General features: G+C 72.3%; 11 protein-coding genes. 2 read left to right on the top strand and 9 right to left on the bottom strand.

Annotation, left to right across the window (positions count from 1 at the left end; translation table 11 throughout):
* On the bottom strand, positions 1 to 591 hold a 591-nt coding region (locus BDW27_RS11490), incomplete at its 3' end, for a hypothetical protein (RefSeq protein ID WP_110049288.1).
* A 464-nt stretch (positions 592 to 1,055) separates the two neighbouring features.
* Between BDW27_RS11490 and BDW27_RS11495 the strand changes: the two genes are divergently transcribed.
* Positions 1,056 to 5,975 carry an SCO7613 C-terminal domain-containing membrane protein gene (locus BDW27_RS11495; protein ID WP_110049289.1) on the top strand — a complete coding sequence of 1,640 codons (4,920 nt, stop codon included), beginning with the start codon at positions 1,056 to 1,058 and terminating at the stop codon, positions 5,973 to 5,975.
* A 264-nt stretch (positions 5,976 to 6,239) separates the two neighbouring features.
* On the opposite strand, the gene BDW27_RS11500 is transcribed toward BDW27_RS11495, so the two are convergent.
* The 3 genes from BDW27_RS11500 to BDW27_RS11510 form a co-directional block, all read right to left on the bottom strand.
* Positions 6,240 to 7,598 (bottom strand): PhoH family protein, encoded by a 1,359-nt coding sequence (locus BDW27_RS11500; RefSeq protein ID WP_040694331.1) that lies wholly within the window; start codon positions 7,596 to 7,598, stop codon positions 6,240 to 6,242.
* Between the two features lie 306 nt (positions 7,599 to 7,904).
* Complete coding sequence (locus tag BDW27_RS11505) at positions 7,905 to 8,666, bottom strand: isoprenyl transferase (RefSeq protein WP_017545851.1); 762 nt, start codon at positions 8,664 to 8,666, stop codon at positions 7,905 to 7,907.
* Between the two features lie 93 nt (positions 8,667 to 8,759).
* Positions 8,760 to 9,371: an RNA polymerase sigma factor gene (locus tag BDW27_RS11510; RefSeq protein ID WP_017545852.1), complete on the bottom strand. Its 612-nt coding sequence runs from the start codon at positions 9,369 to 9,371 to the stop codon at positions 8,760 to 8,762.
* A 314-nt stretch (positions 9,372 to 9,685) separates the two neighbouring features.
* On the opposite strand from BDW27_RS11510, the gene BDW27_RS11515 reads away from it, so the two are divergent.
* Entirely contained in the window at positions 9,686 to 11,053 is a 1,368-nt protein-coding gene (locus BDW27_RS11515; protein WP_110049290.1) for a serine/threonine-protein kinase, read from the top strand.
* Positions 11,054 to 11,141: 88 nt separating this feature from the next.
* Here the strand turns inward: BDW27_RS11515 and BDW27_RS11520 are convergent, their stop codons facing one another.
* From BDW27_RS11520 to mca, 5 genes are all read right to left on the bottom strand, one after another.
* Positions 11,142 to 13,175 carry a thioredoxin domain-containing protein gene (locus BDW27_RS11520; RefSeq protein WP_110049291.1) on the bottom strand — a complete coding sequence of 678 codons (2,034 nt, stop codon included), beginning with the start codon at positions 13,173 to 13,175 and terminating at the stop codon, positions 11,142 to 11,144.
* 44 nt (positions 13,176 to 13,219) lie between these two features.
* Positions 13,220 to 14,224, bottom strand: coding sequence for an ornithine cyclodeaminase family protein (locus tag BDW27_RS11525; RefSeq protein WP_017545855.1), 1,005 nt, complete (start codon positions 14,222 to 14,224; stop codon positions 13,220 to 13,222).
* A gap of 95 nt (positions 14,225 to 14,319) precedes the next feature.
* Positions 14,320 to 15,018, bottom strand: a complete 699-nt coding sequence (locus BDW27_RS11530; protein ID WP_017545856.1) for a GntR family transcriptional regulator — start codon at positions 15,016 to 15,018, stop codon at positions 14,320 to 14,322.
* Positions 15,019 to 15,101: 83 nt separating this feature from the next.
* Positions 15,102 to 15,389, bottom strand: a complete 288-nt coding sequence (locus tag BDW27_RS11535) for a hypothetical protein (RefSeq protein ID WP_040694353.1) — start codon at positions 15,387 to 15,389, stop codon at positions 15,102 to 15,104.
* Between the two features lie 5 nt (positions 15,390 to 15,394).
* Complete coding sequence (gene mca / locus BDW27_RS11540) at positions 15,395 to 16,273, bottom strand: mycothiol conjugate amidase Mca (protein WP_026129485.1); 879 nt, start codon at positions 16,271 to 16,273, stop codon at positions 15,395 to 15,397.
* Positions 16,274 to 16,315 lie beyond the last annotated feature (42 nt).

The raw sequence follows: 16,315 nt of genomic DNA on the forward strand, positions 1-16,315 counted from the left end.
CCAGGAGATCTGGGTGGCGGGGTTGGTCCGCCAGTCCGAGCCGTGGGAGGCCATCTTGTCGCCGGGGAGCGACTGCGGGATGCCGTAGGCACCGGAACTCGCGTTCTCGGCCGTGTGGTTCCAGTTGCTCTCCTTCTCCCACAGGGGCTCGAGGCAGCTGTGGAACTGGTCGGCCTCCCATCCCTGGTCGAGGACCATCTGGAGCGCGATCTCCTTGGCGGAGCCCGCGGGGACCGGGGCGGCCGGGGCGGAGCCGCCTGAGGAGCCGGAACCCTCGGAGGAGCCGGTGCCGGGGGTCTCCTCCTCGGGCTCGGGTTCGGGCTCGGCGATCTCCGCGCCGGTGCCGCTGGCGGACTGGACGGCCTGCTCGGCCGCGGTCCGTACGTCGTCCCGGCCCTGGTCCCGCTGGCTCTCGCGCTCGGCGTCGTCGACGGCGGGAGGGCTCGCGAAGAACTCCTCCTGGGGCTCCTTCGGCTGCTGGGGGGTGGCCGCCGAAGCGGCCTGACCGGGGTCGAGGTCGCCGGTCTGCGCGAAGGCCGAAACGGTGAACATGCCGCCCGCGACCAGCGCGGCGGCTCCGACCGCGCTCATCTGACGCAGTGAGATCCGGTTGACTATCAAGATCGCCCTTTCACGTTGACGCACGCGTGCCCTGGTTCGGGCTCTCGCGTGGTGTGGGTCGCCGCTGGGGGCCGCGCGGCCCTGCGTGGCGCCGTGGAGGGGGCGGAGTCGCCGTTCGACCGTCCACGGGGCGGGGCTCCCACACGGGAGGGGGGATTCTCGGTGCAGCGCCCTCAGCCTGCATCATCGTCACGGTGAAGTAACGCCAGTTTTGCCGTGTCCTGACTCACATCACGGAATGTGCCCGCATTGCGCGCTTGTGACCTGCAAGGGAACACAAAGAGTCAGGGTGCTCCACGTCCCTTCGGGCTGTGTCCCTCGTCTCCGGCTCGGGTCCGGAGGGACGGTTGTCACCGGAGTGCACCCCGTACCGCTCACTCCGACTGAGTACTCGTACTGATGTGCCGAGGCGCACGCGCGAGGAACATGTCCGTATGAACGCCCACGGACTCCCCCAGCCACCGCCCGGCCCACCACGCCACTGCCCCGACTGCGCCGCGCCGCTCGGCGCGGCCGGTCGGGCGTGCGGGCGCTGCGGGCTCAGTCTCGTCGGGGCGACGGCGCAGCGCCTGTGGTGGATCGACACCGAACTGGACGCCCTGCGCGGACGCGAGCGCGCGCTCTCCCAGGAGCGCCCCCTCGTGCTGGGCCGTCTGCGCCGGGAGTCCGGGGAACTCGCACGCCGGGCGGTGCCCGCACCGGCTCCCCCGCGCCCGCCCGCCGTCCCGGCGCGGGCCCGGACCCGGGAGCAGGCCCCGATGGCCGTCGGGGTTCCGGCCGCCGCGCGGCAGGAGCCCGCACCGGGCCCCGCCCCGGGTACCGCATCCGCCGCCGGACCGGCCGAGCGCACCGGTGAGGTGAGCCAGCGTTCGGCCCAGAACGTGATCCTCGGCCTCGGTGGGCTGCTCATCGGCATCGCCGCCCTGGTCTTCGCCATCTGGACCTGGAGCGACATGAGCACCGGCGCCCGCGCCGGCGTGCTCGGGCTGACCACCCTGACCTTCGCCGGGCTGGCCCTGCCGCTGTACCGGCGCGGCCTGCACGCCACCGCCGAGACGTTCGGCGCCGTGGCCGCCGGTCTGCTCTGCGTGGACGCCCTCGCCCTGTGGCTGCTGAGCGACCGGATCAGCAACGGCCCCGGCTACACGGCCGCGGCGCTGGCGATCATGAGCGCGCTCCTGCTGCTGTACCCGGCGCTGGTGCCGCTGCGCTCGCCGCGCGTCCTGGCGGTCCTGTTCGCGCAGCCCGTGCCGCTGCTGCTGGTCGTCTCGCTGCCCAGCGACGGCAACCCCGGCTGGCTGCTGCCCGTGGTCACCGCCACCGCGCTCGCCGACCTGGCGGTCGTGCGCCTCCTCGGTGCGCCCCGCCCCGGAGTTCCGGTCCGCACACTGTGGGCAGCGGCCGTGGTCCTGTGGTCTCTCGCCCTGGTCGTCGCCCTCGTGGTGGTCCTGACCGCCTCCGGCTACTCCGGTACCGACCCGCTGGGCTGGTGGTCGATGGCGGCCACCCTGATCCTGGCCGGGGTCACCGGTCTGCTGGCCGACCGCTGGCGCCGGTCCGGGACGGTTCCGGCACCGGACGCGTTCTCCGCGTACACGGTGGTCGGCCTGGGTTCACTGACCCTGGCACCGCTGGTGGCCGGTCCCGCGCACCTGCCGGTCCTGCCCCGCCTCACGGCCTGGCCGTGGAGCCTGGAGCCGTCCGCGATGACCCTCCCGGCCGTGGAACTCCTCCAGCTGGAGCGGGCGAGCACGCTGCCACCGCTGAACCTCGTGTACCTGGCCGGAGTGCTGGTGGCCGCCGCGCTGGCCGTGGGCGCGGTCTGGCTGCTGCGTCGCTCCGCCCTGCTCGTCGTCCTGTCCCTCATCGCCCCCGCCGCGCTGCTGGCGCCGCCGCTGCTCCTCGGACTGCCGCAGGTCGTGGCGGTGGTGTGGGCCCTCATCGTCGGCGGCGGCCTGGTGCTGGGCTCCGCCCTTCTGGGCCGGTGGACCGGCGCGGTCCCGGTGGTCGCCGGAACGCTCACCCTGGTCACGGGCCTGGTCTGGGCCCTGCCGGAGCGGTACATGACCCTCGCGGCGGTGCTGATGCTCGCCGCCACCGCACTGGTCTGCGCCGTCGGGGCCCGCCTGTTCTCCGCCGCCGAGGGCCGTCCCGAACCGGGCGGTCGGGCCGCGACCCTCTACATGGGCGGCACTCTGCTGTGGGCCCTGGCGCTGCTGACGGGGATCGCCTTCCTGATCGGGAACCGGGGCGCGGACGGCACCGTCCAGGCCCAGTGGTGGCTGCTGACCGCCGCCGCCCTGCTGTCCGGGGCGACCGCCCTGACCTTGGGCCGGGTCGCTCCTCCGGCCCCGAGCGCGGCCGTCCCTGGCCACGAGCGGTCCGGTTCCGACCCGCGCTGGCTGTTCACGCTGGTCGGTCTGGCGCTGCTGCCCGCGGCCCCGCTCATGGCGCTGCCCGGGGATTCTCCGTCCCTGCCCCTGATCCCCGGAACCGTCCCGTGGTCGGCTCCGGTCGGGGCGATGTGGGGTCCGGCGCACGCGGCGCTCGGAGCGCCCGCGCAGCCTGATCCGCTCTCCGCTCTGGGGATGGCCCTCGGCGTGCTCGTGGCGGGCGCCCTGGTGCTGGGGTTGGTGGCCGTCGTCGACCGCCGCTGCCTCCCCGCCGGTGTGGCCCTGGTCGCGCCGCCGACCCTGGTTCCGGTGCCGGTGCTGCTGGGAGCGCCCCTCGTCGTGGCCGTGGTGTGGACGGCACTGGTCGGCGCGGCCCTCTTCCTCTGGTCCTCGCGGGTGGGCGCGTCCGTCGCCTGGCTCCCCGGGGTGGCCGGTCTGGCCACCATGCTGCTGGCGCTGGTGTGGTCCCTGCCCGAGCAGCACACCACCCTGGTCGCCCTGTTGACGGCCTCCGTGGCGGTGGCGGTCTCCGCGTGGGCGCACCGGGGCCCGCGGGCCTCCCGAACCGGTGGACGGACCGGGAGGGCTTCGAGTGCGGGGACCGTGCGCCGACTGACGGTCTCGGCATGGGGCGCGCTCCTGTTCCTGTCGTTCACCGCCCTGCTCGCCTCCGCCGCCCTCGGCGTTCCCGGCATGGGCGCCTGGTGGCTGCTGGGCGCCGTCACCCTGGTGCTCGGCTCCTGCGCACTCGTCCTGGGTCAGACGGGCGGCGGGGCCGCGAAGCCCGGGGCGGCGCGGTCCGCGTTCGGTGTCGCGGGCCTGGTCCTGCTGGCCGCTGTACCGCCCGTGGTCGGCCCCAACGGCCTCCCGACGATCCCGGCGCTCGGCCCCGGGGGCGGTGCGTTCACCTCCCCGGTCACGGCCATGGGCTCGCCCGCGAGCACGCTCGTTGGGCTTCCGGTCCCGTCGGACACCCTGACCGCACTGCTCATGGCGGCCGGGCTGCTGGTCTTCGGGTCCCTGTCCCTGGGCGCCGCGCTGCTCCTCGATCGCCGCCTGTTCCGGCCCGCGATCGCCCTCGTAACCCCGCTGGCCCTGGTTCCGGTGCCGGTGCTGCTGGGGGCGCCCTTCCTCGCGGCCGTGGTGTGGACGGCGCTGGTCGGCGCGGCCCTCTTCCTCTGGACCTCGCGGGTACGCCCGTCCCTCGCCCCGCTCCCCGGGGCGACCGGTCTGGCCGCGATGCTGCTCGCCCTCGGCTGGGCGCTCCCCCAGCAGCACACGGCGCTGATCGTCCTGCCGCTGATCGCCGTCGTCACGCTGATCTCCGCCCGCATGCGCCACGGCCTGGCCCCGCAGGCGGCGGACTCCCCCGAGCGGTTCGTGTACGGGCTGACCATCGCCGCGTGGTCCCTCGCCCTGTTCTCCGGATGCGGACTGCTGATCGGGTCCGCCACCGCGGGCGCCCCCGGACAGGTCCCCTGGTGGCTGCTGGGCGCCGCCGCCCTCGTGCTCGGTATGACCGCCCTGGTGCTGGGACGCACGGACCGCCTGCGGGCGGCGAGACGGGGGCGAACCGACGCACCGGTCCCCTTCGGCGGGGCGGGGGTGCTGTTGCTGGCGCTCGTGCCGCTGGTGGCCGGCCCGCGCGGGCTCCCGGCCCTGGCCGTGTTCTCCCGGACCCACTCCGTCAGCGGGGCCCCGCTCTCCGCGCTGCTGGAGCCCGCGCACGTGTTCATCGGTGTGCCCGGGCCGTCCGACGCCCTGGGCGCGCTCACCGTCTCGGCGGGGCTGCTGGCCGCCGGGGCACTGGCCCTGCTCGCGGTGTTCCTCGTGGACCGGACCATGCTGGTGCCGACCGCCGCGCTGGTCGTGCCCCTCACCCTGCTCCCGCTGCCGGTGACGCTGGGCCTGCCCTTCCTCGTCGCCCTGGTGTGGGCCCTCGCGGTCGGCGCCCTCCTGCTCGCCGGGGCCGCGCTGATCCGCGACGACCGTCTCTCCTGGATGCCGTGGGCGAGCGGCCTGTACTCACTGGCCCTGGCGTTCGGTTGGGCGCTCTCGGAGCGGCACAGCGCCGTGGCGGTCCTGCTGGCGGCGGCCGCGGTGCTCTCCGTGGTGACCGCGTTGGCCCGGACCCGGTTCGTGGCGATCGCCTCGACCGCCGTCTCCACGGCGGCCACCGGCGGGTTCGCGCTCGCGCTTCCGCTGGCCCTGGGCGCGCCGGTCGAGTACGCGGCCTTCGGCCCTCTCGCCGTGGTGGCCGCCGTGGCGGCGGTCGCCCCGCGCCTGGGCCACCCCCTGGTCACGGCGGCCGAGATCCCCGCCGCCTCGTGGGCCGGGGTCGCCCTGCTGCTCACCGTCCTGAACGGCGGACGGCTGGAACTGGTGGCCACGGCCCTGGCGGTGGTCGGGGTGATCAGCCTGGCCAGCGCGGTCCGGCCGAACCGGCGTTGGTACGCGGGGGTCGGAGCCGCGCTGATGTTCCTCGCCCTGTGGACGGCCCTGGCGTCCTGGGAGGTCACCGTTCCGGAGGCGTACACGGCCCTGCCCGCGCTCGCCTTCCTGGTCATCGGCTGGGAGTGGTCGCGCAAGGCCACCGGAACCCCGTCGAGCTGGCTCGCCTACGGCGGCGGGCTGGCGCTGCTCCTGGGTCCCACCGTGTGGGAGGTGCTGACGGGGGACGACATGGTCTGGCGGGTCCCGGCCGTGCTGGCGGTGGGGCTGGCCGTCACCGTGTGGGGACTGCGGCAGCGTCTGAGCGCCGCCCTGGTGCTCGGCGGCCTCGCGCTGCTCGTCACGTCGCTGCGGGCCTTCGGGCCGCCCCTGTGGGAGCTGAGCCAGCTGACTCCCAACTGGCTCCCGTTCGCGGTGATCGGCGCGGTGCTGCTGTTCGTGGGCGCTCGCTACGAGGCCAGTCTCGCCCGCCTGCGCCGGGTCGGGAGGTACCTCTCCCAGCTGCGGTAGGCGGCGGACGGCGGGCACCGGACGAAAGGGGTGCGCCCGCCCCACGTTCAGTGGGACGGGCGCACCCGACTGCTCGGTCCGGTTCCACCGGACCCGGCTAGGCCGTGTCCGGTGGATGCTGCCCGTTGCGAGCGGTGCGTCCAGTGGTGCCGGGGCAGGGCCGAAGAGGGAGTCGGCCCCGGTTCGGCTGTCGACCGCAGGGAACGCCGCGCCGGTGCCGCCGGGGCGACGCGCGGCGGGGCGTGTGTCCGCCGAACACGACCCCTAGGTCTCCAGCATCTCGGTGACCAGGGCGGCGATGGGTGAGCGCTCGGAGCGGGTCAGGGTCACGTGGGAGAAGAGCGGGTGACCCTTGAGCTTCTCGATCACCGCGACGACCCCGTCGTGGCGGCCCACCCGCAGGTTGTCGCGCTGGGCGATGTCGTGGGTGAGGACCACCCGCGAGTTCTCACCCAGCCGGGACAGCACGGTCAGCAGCACGTTGCGTTCCAGGGACTGCGCCTCGTCGACGATCACGAAGGCGTCGTGCAGCGAGCGGCCCCGGATGTGCGTGAGCGGCAGGACCTCCAGCATCCCCCGGTCCACGATCTCCTCGATCACGTCCTCGCTGGTCACGGCGGAGAGGGTGTCGTGCACCGCCTGGCCCCAGGGCGTCATCTTGTCGTTCTCGCTGCCCGGCAGGTAGCCGAGCTCCTGGCCGCCCACCGCGTACAGCGGCCGGAACACCATCACCTTGCGGTGCTGGGCGCGCTCCAGGACGGCCTCCAGACCGGCGCACAGCGCCAGCGCCGACTTCCCGGTGCCCGCGCGACCACCAAGGGAGACGATGCCGACGTCCGGGTCGGTGAGCAGGTCCAGGGCGATCCGCTGCTCGGCGCTGCGCCCCTTCAGACCGAACACGTCCCGGTCCCCGCGCACCACCTTGACCGACTTGTCCGCCTGGACCCGGCCCAGCGCCTTGCCCTGCTCCGAGACCAGGACCAGACCGGTGTGGCAGGGCAGGTCCCTGGCCTGCTCGATCTCGCTCTCACCGGCGGAGAACAGTTCGCCGATGTTGTGGGCGGGCACGTCCAGCTCCGCCATCCCGGTCCACCCGTGCTCGATGGCGAGCTCGGCCCGGTACTCGTCGGCCGGGAGACCGATCGAGGAGGCCTTGATCCGCATCGGCAGATCCTTACTCACCAGGACGACCGAGCTCTCCTCCTCGCCCTCCGCCTGGAGGTTGCGGGCCACCGTGAGGATCCGGGTGTCGTTGTCACCGAGCCGGAATCCCGCGGGCAGGATCGTCGGATCGCTGTGGTTGAGCTCCACCCGGAGCGTGCCGCCCTGTTCGTTCACCGGGACGGCCACGTCCAGACGGCCGTGGGCGACCCTCAGGTCGTCCAGTCGACGCAGGGCGTTGCGAGCGAAGTATCCGAGTTCCGGGTGGTGACGCTTGCTCTCCAGCTCGGTGATCACCACCACGGGGATGACGACCTCGTGTTCGGCGAACCGGGCCATGGCCATCGGGTCGGCGAGCAGGACGCTGGTGTCGAGCACGTAGACGCGCTTACCCTCCACCGCCTCCACATCGGGGGCGGTGGGGGGCTGGGTGTCGCGGTGATCGGTCGAGGAACTAGCCACTCGTTCTCCCCTTGGGCACCGCGTGGGTGCCCTGCTGTCACGGGATCATGGAGGACCGGGACCAGGCCCACGAGGGCCGGTTCCGGCCCTCCTCTTCGATATCCCGCCGTGGCGGAGAAGATCAACGAGACGGGGCCTCCCGAACGGATGGACGAACGCCATCCGCTGTTTTCGACGCTACGCGGCCGAGAGCCCGTTTTCCAGGTCCCTTGCCCACCAACCGGTGAACTCCGCGTTACGGACCCGCCGTGGACAGACACGGCGCGCCCCGCGGAACGGGGGCGGGTGGGAACGTGGGGCCGGGGTTCAGGAGCCGAAGCGCCGGTTGCGCGCGCCGTAGGCACGCAGCGCGCGCAGGAAGTCCACTCTGCGGAACGCGGGCCAGAAGACCTCGCAGAAGTAGAACTCCGAGTGCACGCTCTGCCAGAGCATGAAACCCGAGAGACGCTGCTCGCCGGAGGTACGGATGAGCAGGTCCGGGTCGGGTTGTCCGCGCGTGTAGAGATGCCGGGCGATATCCTCGATGTCCAGGCGCTCTGCCAGCTCCTGGATACCGGTGCCCTTGGCCGCCTCCTCCTGGAGGAGGGACCGAACCGCATCAGCGATCTCACGTCTACCTCCATACCCGACGGCGACGTTGACAACCAGACCCGGGTTGCCGGATGTGGCCTCTTCCGCCTCTTTCAGGGCACGGGCAGTGGAATCGGGCAGGACGTCGAGCGCTCCGACGGGGCGCGTGTTCCAGCCCTCCTGGCGCAGCCGCGCGATGGTCTCCTCGATGATGCGCACGAGGGGACCCAGCTCGTTCTCGTCGCGGGTGAGGTTGTCCGTGGACAGCATCCACAACGTGACGACCTGCACACCGACTTCGTTGCACCAGCCGAGCACGTCGAAGATCTTGTTCGCCCCGGCCTGGTGACCTTGCTCGGCGCCCGGGAGACCGCTGCTCTTGGCCCAGCGCCGGTTGCCGTCCATGGCCACACCGACGTGCCTGGGAATCTCCTGGCTGGTCAGGCCGCGTTCGAGACGCCGCTCATACAGCCAGTACAGGGGGTCACGGAGCCCCATTGGCGAAACCTCTCAGAGCTGGATCATGGGACGGCGCACTCCTGTGACGGATGTGCCGACGGGGATTCCTCCAGAGTAGTTCGCCCGTGGACGTCACGTCACGGCGAGCGATTTACGCACGTGTTTGCGGCCCTGGTGGATGCGGGACTTCACCGTTCCCAGGGCGAGGTTCAGCTCCGAGGCGATCTCGTTGTAGTCCATCTGGCACAGGTCGCGGAGCACCAGCGGGGCCACGAGGTTGGGGCGGTCCTTCTCCAGCTGGTCCAGCGCCTCCAGCAGGTCGATCCGTGAACCGGCGATGACGCTGGTGGTGCGCGGGTCCGACTGGTGCGGCATGCGCTCGGCCTCGGTGGGGAACTCGGCGGAACGACGCTTCATGGAGCGGTAGGTCTGGCGGGCGGAGTTGGACACCACGGTGTAGAGCCACGTGGTGAAGAGGGAGTCGCCCTTGAAGCTGTCGATCTTGCGGGCGACCCGCAGGAGCGCGTCCTGGCAGGCCTCCTCGGCGTCCTGGCGGTAGGGAAGGAACCGGGCGCAGCGGCGCAGCACCTCGGGCTGGATGCGACGCAGGAGGTCGTCCAGGGCCACGGCGTCACCGTGTTTGGCGCGGCGCGCGAGCTCCTCCAGTTCCTCGTCCACGTTGCTGGCCACCCGGCGCCGGGGGGTGGGGGTCTCCTCGTTCTCCGAGTTGTCACTACTGTGCATGGCTCATTCTCTTCCTGGCTTGCGACAGACGTCCGATCGTCCGTACGAACGCGTACGCGCCCACTTATGAGAGGGTCACACGTCAATGGGACGTCTATGAGCCCCGTTCGGCTCCCGCCTCACGAATCCTCACGATCTCCGCCCCGTGGTGCACATGGCGCACGGAACTCGAAGGGCACCTCCAGTCTCCATGCCCCGAAGGCGTCGACGATACCCGGGGGAGGGGATCATATCCACGGAAGTCAACGTGAAGGCGCAGATGGTGTATTAGTGGGCAACGACCGCGTATTCACCCCCGACAGACCGAGGCGAAGATGAGCCAACCGGAGGCCTTCGGACGTTACCGCGTCATCAGGCGCCTGGGTTCCGGTTCCTTCGCCACAGTCTGGCTGGCGCAGGACGATCTGCTGAACTACCCGGTGGCCATCAAGGTACTCGCCGAGAACTGGGCGCACCAGATGGACATCCAGCACCGCTTCCTGGAGGAGGCGCGCATCCTGCGCCAGACCGACTCCACGTGGCTGGTGGCCGTCCACGACGTCGACGTGCTGCCCGACGGACGCCCGTACATGGTGATGACCTACGCCGACCAGGGCAGTGTCGCCGATCTCATCCACCGAGGTCAGCTGCCCCTGGACGAGGCGCTGCGGCTGCTCACGGAGATCGGTCAGGGCATCACCGTGCTGCACGGCCATGGCACGATCCACCGGGACATCAAACCCTCGAACGTGCTCCTCCAGTCCTCCCCCGTGGGCCAGCGCGTGCTCGTGGCCGACCTCGGCTTCGCGAAGGCGATCGACGAGGCGTCCGGTTTCACGGCGGCCGCGGGAACGCCCGGGTACATGTCCCCCGAGCAGAGCATCCCCGGCGGCGACCTCGACGTGCGCTCCGACGTGTACTCGCTGGGCGCGGTCGCCTACGAGCTCATCACGGGACGCCCGCCGTCCCGGCCTCCGGTGAGGGTGGCACCTGGCCGGATTCGGCCAGGTTTGCCTCCGGCGCTGGACGAACTGATCCTGTCCGCGCTGTCCGTGGACCGGGAGAGCCGCCCGGCCGACGCCAAGACCTTCACCGACCGGGTCCGTGCCATCCGTATGGCGCCCAACATGCCCGAGGACTCGTCCTGGTGGCGCCGCTACCGTATGCCCTGGCAGCGGGCGGGCGCCCTGGTCCTGGCCTGCGGGCTGCTCGTCGCGGGGGTCACCTCGTCCCTGGGGGCGCCCGGCATGGCGCTGACCACCGTGCGCAACTCCGCCATGGAGATGCGCGTGGACGTGCCCTCGGTGTGGGCGCGGGAGTTCCACACCGACCACGACGCCCGCGACTCCGTGACCGATGCCGGAGCGGGGCAGGGGTTGCTGGCCGCCACCGACGTGGACGACTGGCACTCCACCGACGTCCCCTCGTACGGGGTGTACGCGACCGTGGTCCCCGGGGCGCCGAACCTGGACACCGTCGCGGACACCAAACCCTGCCCGGGGCAGCCGGAGGAGCGGGCGATCAACGACGGCGACTGGCAGGGCATGGTCTGGGAGTGGCCCGAGTGCAACGGCAACGGCGCTTTCGCCTCCGTCGCCGTGCACCCGCCGGACACCCCCAAGACCGTGTACCTGGAAATCCGTCAGCCCGACTACCGTCCCGACGTCGTGGACGAGATCGTCGAGGGCATTGAGCTGCTGTGACCCTTTGGGGTCCGCCTCTTCACCTCGAAATGCGCCGCGTCGGACGAATGTGGTTCGCATTTCAACCAAAAGCCGGACTTGAGGCCGACTAAAGGGTCAGCTGCGCCCTGAGTTCCTCCGGAGTGGTGACGGGGAGTTTGCAGACGAAACCCTCGCAGACATAGGCGGTGGCCCTGCCGCCGACGCGTACGCGTTGTTCGAGCAGGGGCACTCCCCCGCTGTCGTTTCCGTCTCCCCGGGAGAGCACCGTGCCCAGGGGCGCCGACCGCAGCACCGTGCGCACCAGCTCCTCGGTCTCCGGGTCACCCGGCTCCCCCACCACGGCGACGGCGCGCGGCCCGCTGAGCAGCGCCTCACCGGCGGCCAGGCCCCAACCGGCGAAGCGCGGGGCCTTCTCGGCCAACAGCGGCACCACGGCCAGTGCGCCCTCGGCTGCGGCCCGGTGGCGCTCGCCGCCGGTCAGGGCCGCGTAGGAGAGCAGCGCGGAGGCGGCGGCGAACCGGCCCGAGGGCGTGGCGTTGTCCGTGGGGTCCTGGGGGCGGCTGAACAGCCTCTCGGCGTCGTCGGCGGTGTCGTAGAACCCGCCGTCGTCGTCGCCGAAGTGGTCCAGGACGGTGTCGAGCAGGCTCCCGGCCTCATGCACGTAGCGGGCCTCACCGGTCACACCGTGCAGGGCGATCAACCCCTCGGCGAGGTCGGCGTAGTCCTCCAGCACCCCGGCGCTGGGCCCGGGGCGACCGTCCCGGGACGTGCGCACGAGCCGCCCGTGGATCAGGTGGGTGTCGAGGACAAGGTCGGCGGCCTCCCGCGCCGCCCGGATCCAGTCGGGGCGCTCCAGCAGGGCGCCCGCCTCGGCCAGCGCGGCGATCGCCAGCCCGTTCCAGGCGGCCACCACCTTGTCGTCGCGGGCGGGCGGGACCCGGTCGGCGCGGGCGGTGAGCAGGGCGGCGCGTACGCGGTCGTAGCGCTCGGGGTCGTCGGGGTCCCGGCGGAGCTGGAGCACCGACGTGCCGTGCTCGAAGGTGCCCTGCGGGGTCACGTCGAACAGTTCGGCGGCCCAGGCCCCGTCCTCCTCCCCCAGGACCTCGGTGAGCTGGTCGGGGGTCCACACGTAGTAGGTGCCCTCCTCGCCCTCGCTGTCGGCGTCCAGGGCCGACGCGAACCCGCCCTCGGCGGTGCGCAGGTCGCGCAGCATCCAGTCGGCGGTCTCCTGGACCACCCTGAGCATGAGGGACCTCCCGGCCACCGCGACCGGGTCGGTGCCCACCGGGCGCCGGGAGAGGCGGGCGTAGGCGCGCAGCAGGAGGGCGTTGTCGTAGAGCATCTTCTCGAAGTGCGGGACCACCCACGCGCCGTCGACCGTGTAGCGGGCGAAGCCGCCGCCGATCTGGTCGTACATGCCGCCCCTGGCCATGGCCACGGCGGTGCCGCCCGCCATGAGGGCGGCGGGCGTGGGCTCGTCGGCGCTCTGGAACGGGAAGGTGCGCTCGTGCTGCGCGGTGAGGAAGGACAGCAGCATGGACGGCGGGAACTTGGGCTCGTCGCCGTACCCGCCGTTGACCACGTCGTAGTCGCGGACCAGGGCCTGCACGGCCAGGTCGAGGTCGGCGGCGGTCGGTGGCGGGGAGGAGGCCAGGCGGCGCGGGGCCGCCAGCGCGTCCACCACGCGGCGGCCCTGGTCGAGGAGGTCGGCCCGCTTGTCCCGCCAGGCGGTGCCGACGCCCTCGAGCAGCCGCTGGAAGTGGTCGCGGGGGAAGTAGGTGCCGCAGTAGAACGGCGCGCCGTCGGGGGTGGCGAACACGGTCATGGGCCAGCCGCCCTGGCCGGTCATGGCCTGGGTGGCTTCCATGTACACGGCGTCGACGTCGGGGCGTTCCTCGCGGTCGACCTTGACGTTGACGAACAGCTCGTTCATCCGGTTCGCGGTCTCGTGGTCCTCGAAGGACTCGTGGGCCATGACGTGGCACCAGTGGCAGGCCGCGTAGCCCACGGAGATAAGGAGGGGGACCTCGCGGCGGCGGGCCTCGGCGAAGGCCTCCTCGCCCCAGGGCCACCACTCCACCGGGTTGTCGGCGTGCTGCAACAGGTACGGGCTGGTCGCGTCGCTCAGGCGGTTGGACATGGTTCCACTGTGCCACTCCGGCGCCGGGTGCGCGGGCCCCGGTCTCAGGAGGAGAGAGTGATCTCCGTGCCCAGCCCGCGCTCGCGGGCGGCGTCGAGCAGGAGACGGCCGACGGCGGCGTCCTCCAGGCCGACGCCCACCGAGTTGAACACGGTGATCTGGCGGTCCGAGGTGCGTCCGGGGTGCTGGCCGCCGACCACTCCGGCGAGTTCGAGGGAGCAGTCCTCGGCGGTGATCGCACCCTCGGCCACGGCGTGCGCGACGTCCCCGGACTCGTGCAGGGCGGCCGGGGCGGAGTCCACCACGAGGAGGCCGGAGTCCCGGGCTGCGGCGAGGACGGCGGCGTCCACCTCGCGGTGGTCGGTCCTGGGCGGCGATCCCACCACGTTCAGGTGCTGTCCCGGGCGCAACCAGGCACCCTCCACCAGCGGTTCCCGGGACGGGGTCACCGTGCAGACGACGTCGGCGCCCTCCACGACCTCGCGGGGTGAGGCGGCGGCGACCACCTCCAGGCCGGGCGCCTGCTCGGCCACCGCGCGGCGGAGCCCCTCGACGGTGGCGGCGGAGCGGGACCACACCAGGACCCGGTCCGGGTCGCGTTCGTCGGCGAGGGCGACCACGTGTGCGGCGGCCAGGGGGCCGGCGCCGACGATCCCCAGGGTGTCCCAGCCCCGGCGGGCCAGGTGTCGGGTGGCCACGCGGGTGGTGGCCGCGGTGCGCAGCCGGGTGGGGACCGCGCCGTCCAGGATCGCGAGGGGCCCTCCGGTCTCGGCGTCGGCCAGGACCACCACCGACTGCTGGGTGGGGAGTCCGCGCTCGCGGTTGCCCGGGATGTCACTGAGGAGTTTGCTCGCGGCCAGGCCCGCGCTCCCGAGGAGTCCGACCATGGGGACGAACTGGGCGTCGTGCCCCGCCAGCCGCGCGGGTTCCGCGTGGGGCTGCGCGGCCCGGCCCTCGGCGAGGTCGGCGAAGGCGGTCTCCACGGCGTCGGCCACCTGGCGCGGTGTGACGAGTCCGGTGAGTTCGGAACGGGTGAGGATGAGCGTCATCGTTGCCTTCTCCGTGGGTCCACTGCGGTCCATTAGCGGTATACCACTAATCCGGGCACTCGGACACCCCTCGGACGGCGCCCCACCGCGCGGGGCTACCTCCGTTGGCGGGTACGGGTGACGTCCACCGGATCGAACCGCTCCCAGGTGTCGGCGACGGCCAGCGTGGGTTCGAGGCCGGCCACGATGTGCGCCCGATAGAGCGCGGCGGCCCCGTCGCCGTCCCCCGCCTCGATCAGTTCGAGCAGGCGGACGTGCTCATCGCGCTGCTCGCGGGTGTCACGGTGCTTGGTGAGGTGGAAGAGCCACTGCACACGGGAGTCCAGCGGGGCCATCATCCGCTGGAGGAGGGGATTGCCGCAGGCAGCCACCACAGCCCGGTGGAAACCCGCGTTGGCGGCGGCCGTGGCGGACTCGTCGTCCGCCTTCAGGGCGCGCTCGGCGTCGTCCAGGAGGTCGCGCATCCGACGCAGGTCGGCGTCGGTGCGACGAGTGGCCGCGAGGCGGGCGGCCAGGGTCTCCAGCTCCTCGCGAACCTCGAACAGGCGCACGATGTCCTCACGGGACCAACTGGCCACCATGGCGCCCTGCCGGGGAACCAGGACGACCAGTCCCTCGGCCTCGAGCAGCCGCAGCGCCTCGCGCAACGGGACCCGGGAGACGCCGAGTTCGGCGGAGGCCTCGCGCTCCGTGATCCGGTGTCCGGGGAGCAGTTCGAGGTCGATGATGCGCGACCTGAGCTGGTCGTGCACCCGGTCGCGCAGGGAGGGGGCTCGGGAGGGCTCGGGCTGCATCCCCCCATGGTAGGCACTCCCCCGCCGGGCGGGTGTGCCCGCCCAGACCGCCCCCGCGGGTGCGCGGCGGGGGCGGGACCGGGTCAGGCCCTGGCGGAGGGGTCCTCCGTGGAGGAGGACGATCCGCCGGCGGCGGCCTCCACCCCGGAGGTCACCTCCTGGCCGTCCCTCTCCGCCGCCTCCTCGGCTTCCTCGGCCTCGGCGCGGGCCGAGACACCGCGCAGCTTGCCCATCAGGCTGCGCATCAGGAAGTACAGGCACACACCGATCGCGAAGATCGCGAGGAAGCCCATGACACCGGGTGTGACGGTGTCCTTGTCCAGCGCGAAGTCCTGGGCGAGCACCGTGGTGGACGCGAGAAGGGTGTTCATGTCGCTCATACTCTCATTGCCTCGCGGACACCCGCGAAGAGGTCCTGCTCAGGGACCTCCGTGTCCACGAGGGAACGGACCAGGTGGTAGTCCTCGGTCGGCCACGCCTCAGCCACGACCTCGTTGGGCACGGCGAACCAGAAGCCGTTCGGGTCGATCTGGGTGGCGTGCGCCCGGAGGGCGTCGTGCGCGGTGTCGAAGTACTCACTGCAACTCACGCGCGTGGTGATCTCCCAGCGCGGCCGCTCACGGTCCTTGAGGCGCTCCATCCACTCCTCGAAGGGGTTGTCCAGGCCGCGCTCGACCAGGATCTTCGCCAGGGCCTCGAACCGCTCGGGCGGGAACGAGACGAAGTAGTACAGCTTGAGGGGCTGCCAGGGGTCACCGGCGTCGGGGTAGGCGTCCGGCTCCGCGGCGGCGTCGAAGGCGTGCATCGACACCTTGTGGGTCATGATGTGGTCGGGGTGCGGGTAGCCGCCGTTCTCGTCATAGGTGAGGATGACGTGCGGACGGAACCGGCGGATCGCGGCCACGAGGGGTTCGGCGCCCTCCTCCACCGAAAGGGTCGCGAAGCTGCCCTCGGGAAGCGGGGGAAGCGGGTCGCCCTCGGGCAGGCCGGAGTCGACGAAACCGGCGAACTCCTGCTCGACACCGAGGATCTCGCGGGCGCGGTTCATCTCCTCGCGGCGCACCTCGGCGATGTTCTCGCGGATCTCGGGGCGCTCCATCGCGGGGTTGAGGATGTCACCGCGTTCGCCACCGGTCATGGTGACGACCAGCACTTCCGCGCCCTCGCGCGCGTAGCGCGCCATGGTCGCGGCGCCCTTGCTGGACTCGTCATCGGGATGGGCATGGACGGCCATAAGCCGCAGACGCTCGGACAACGAAGGCTTCTCCTTGGCTCGGTCGACGGCCACTGCACGCGG

Source organism: Nocardiopsis sp. L17-MgMaSL7, from assembly GCF_003182025.1.
GTDB lineage: Bacteria > Actinomycetota > Actinomycetes > Streptosporangiales > Streptosporangiaceae > Nocardiopsis > Nocardiopsis prasina.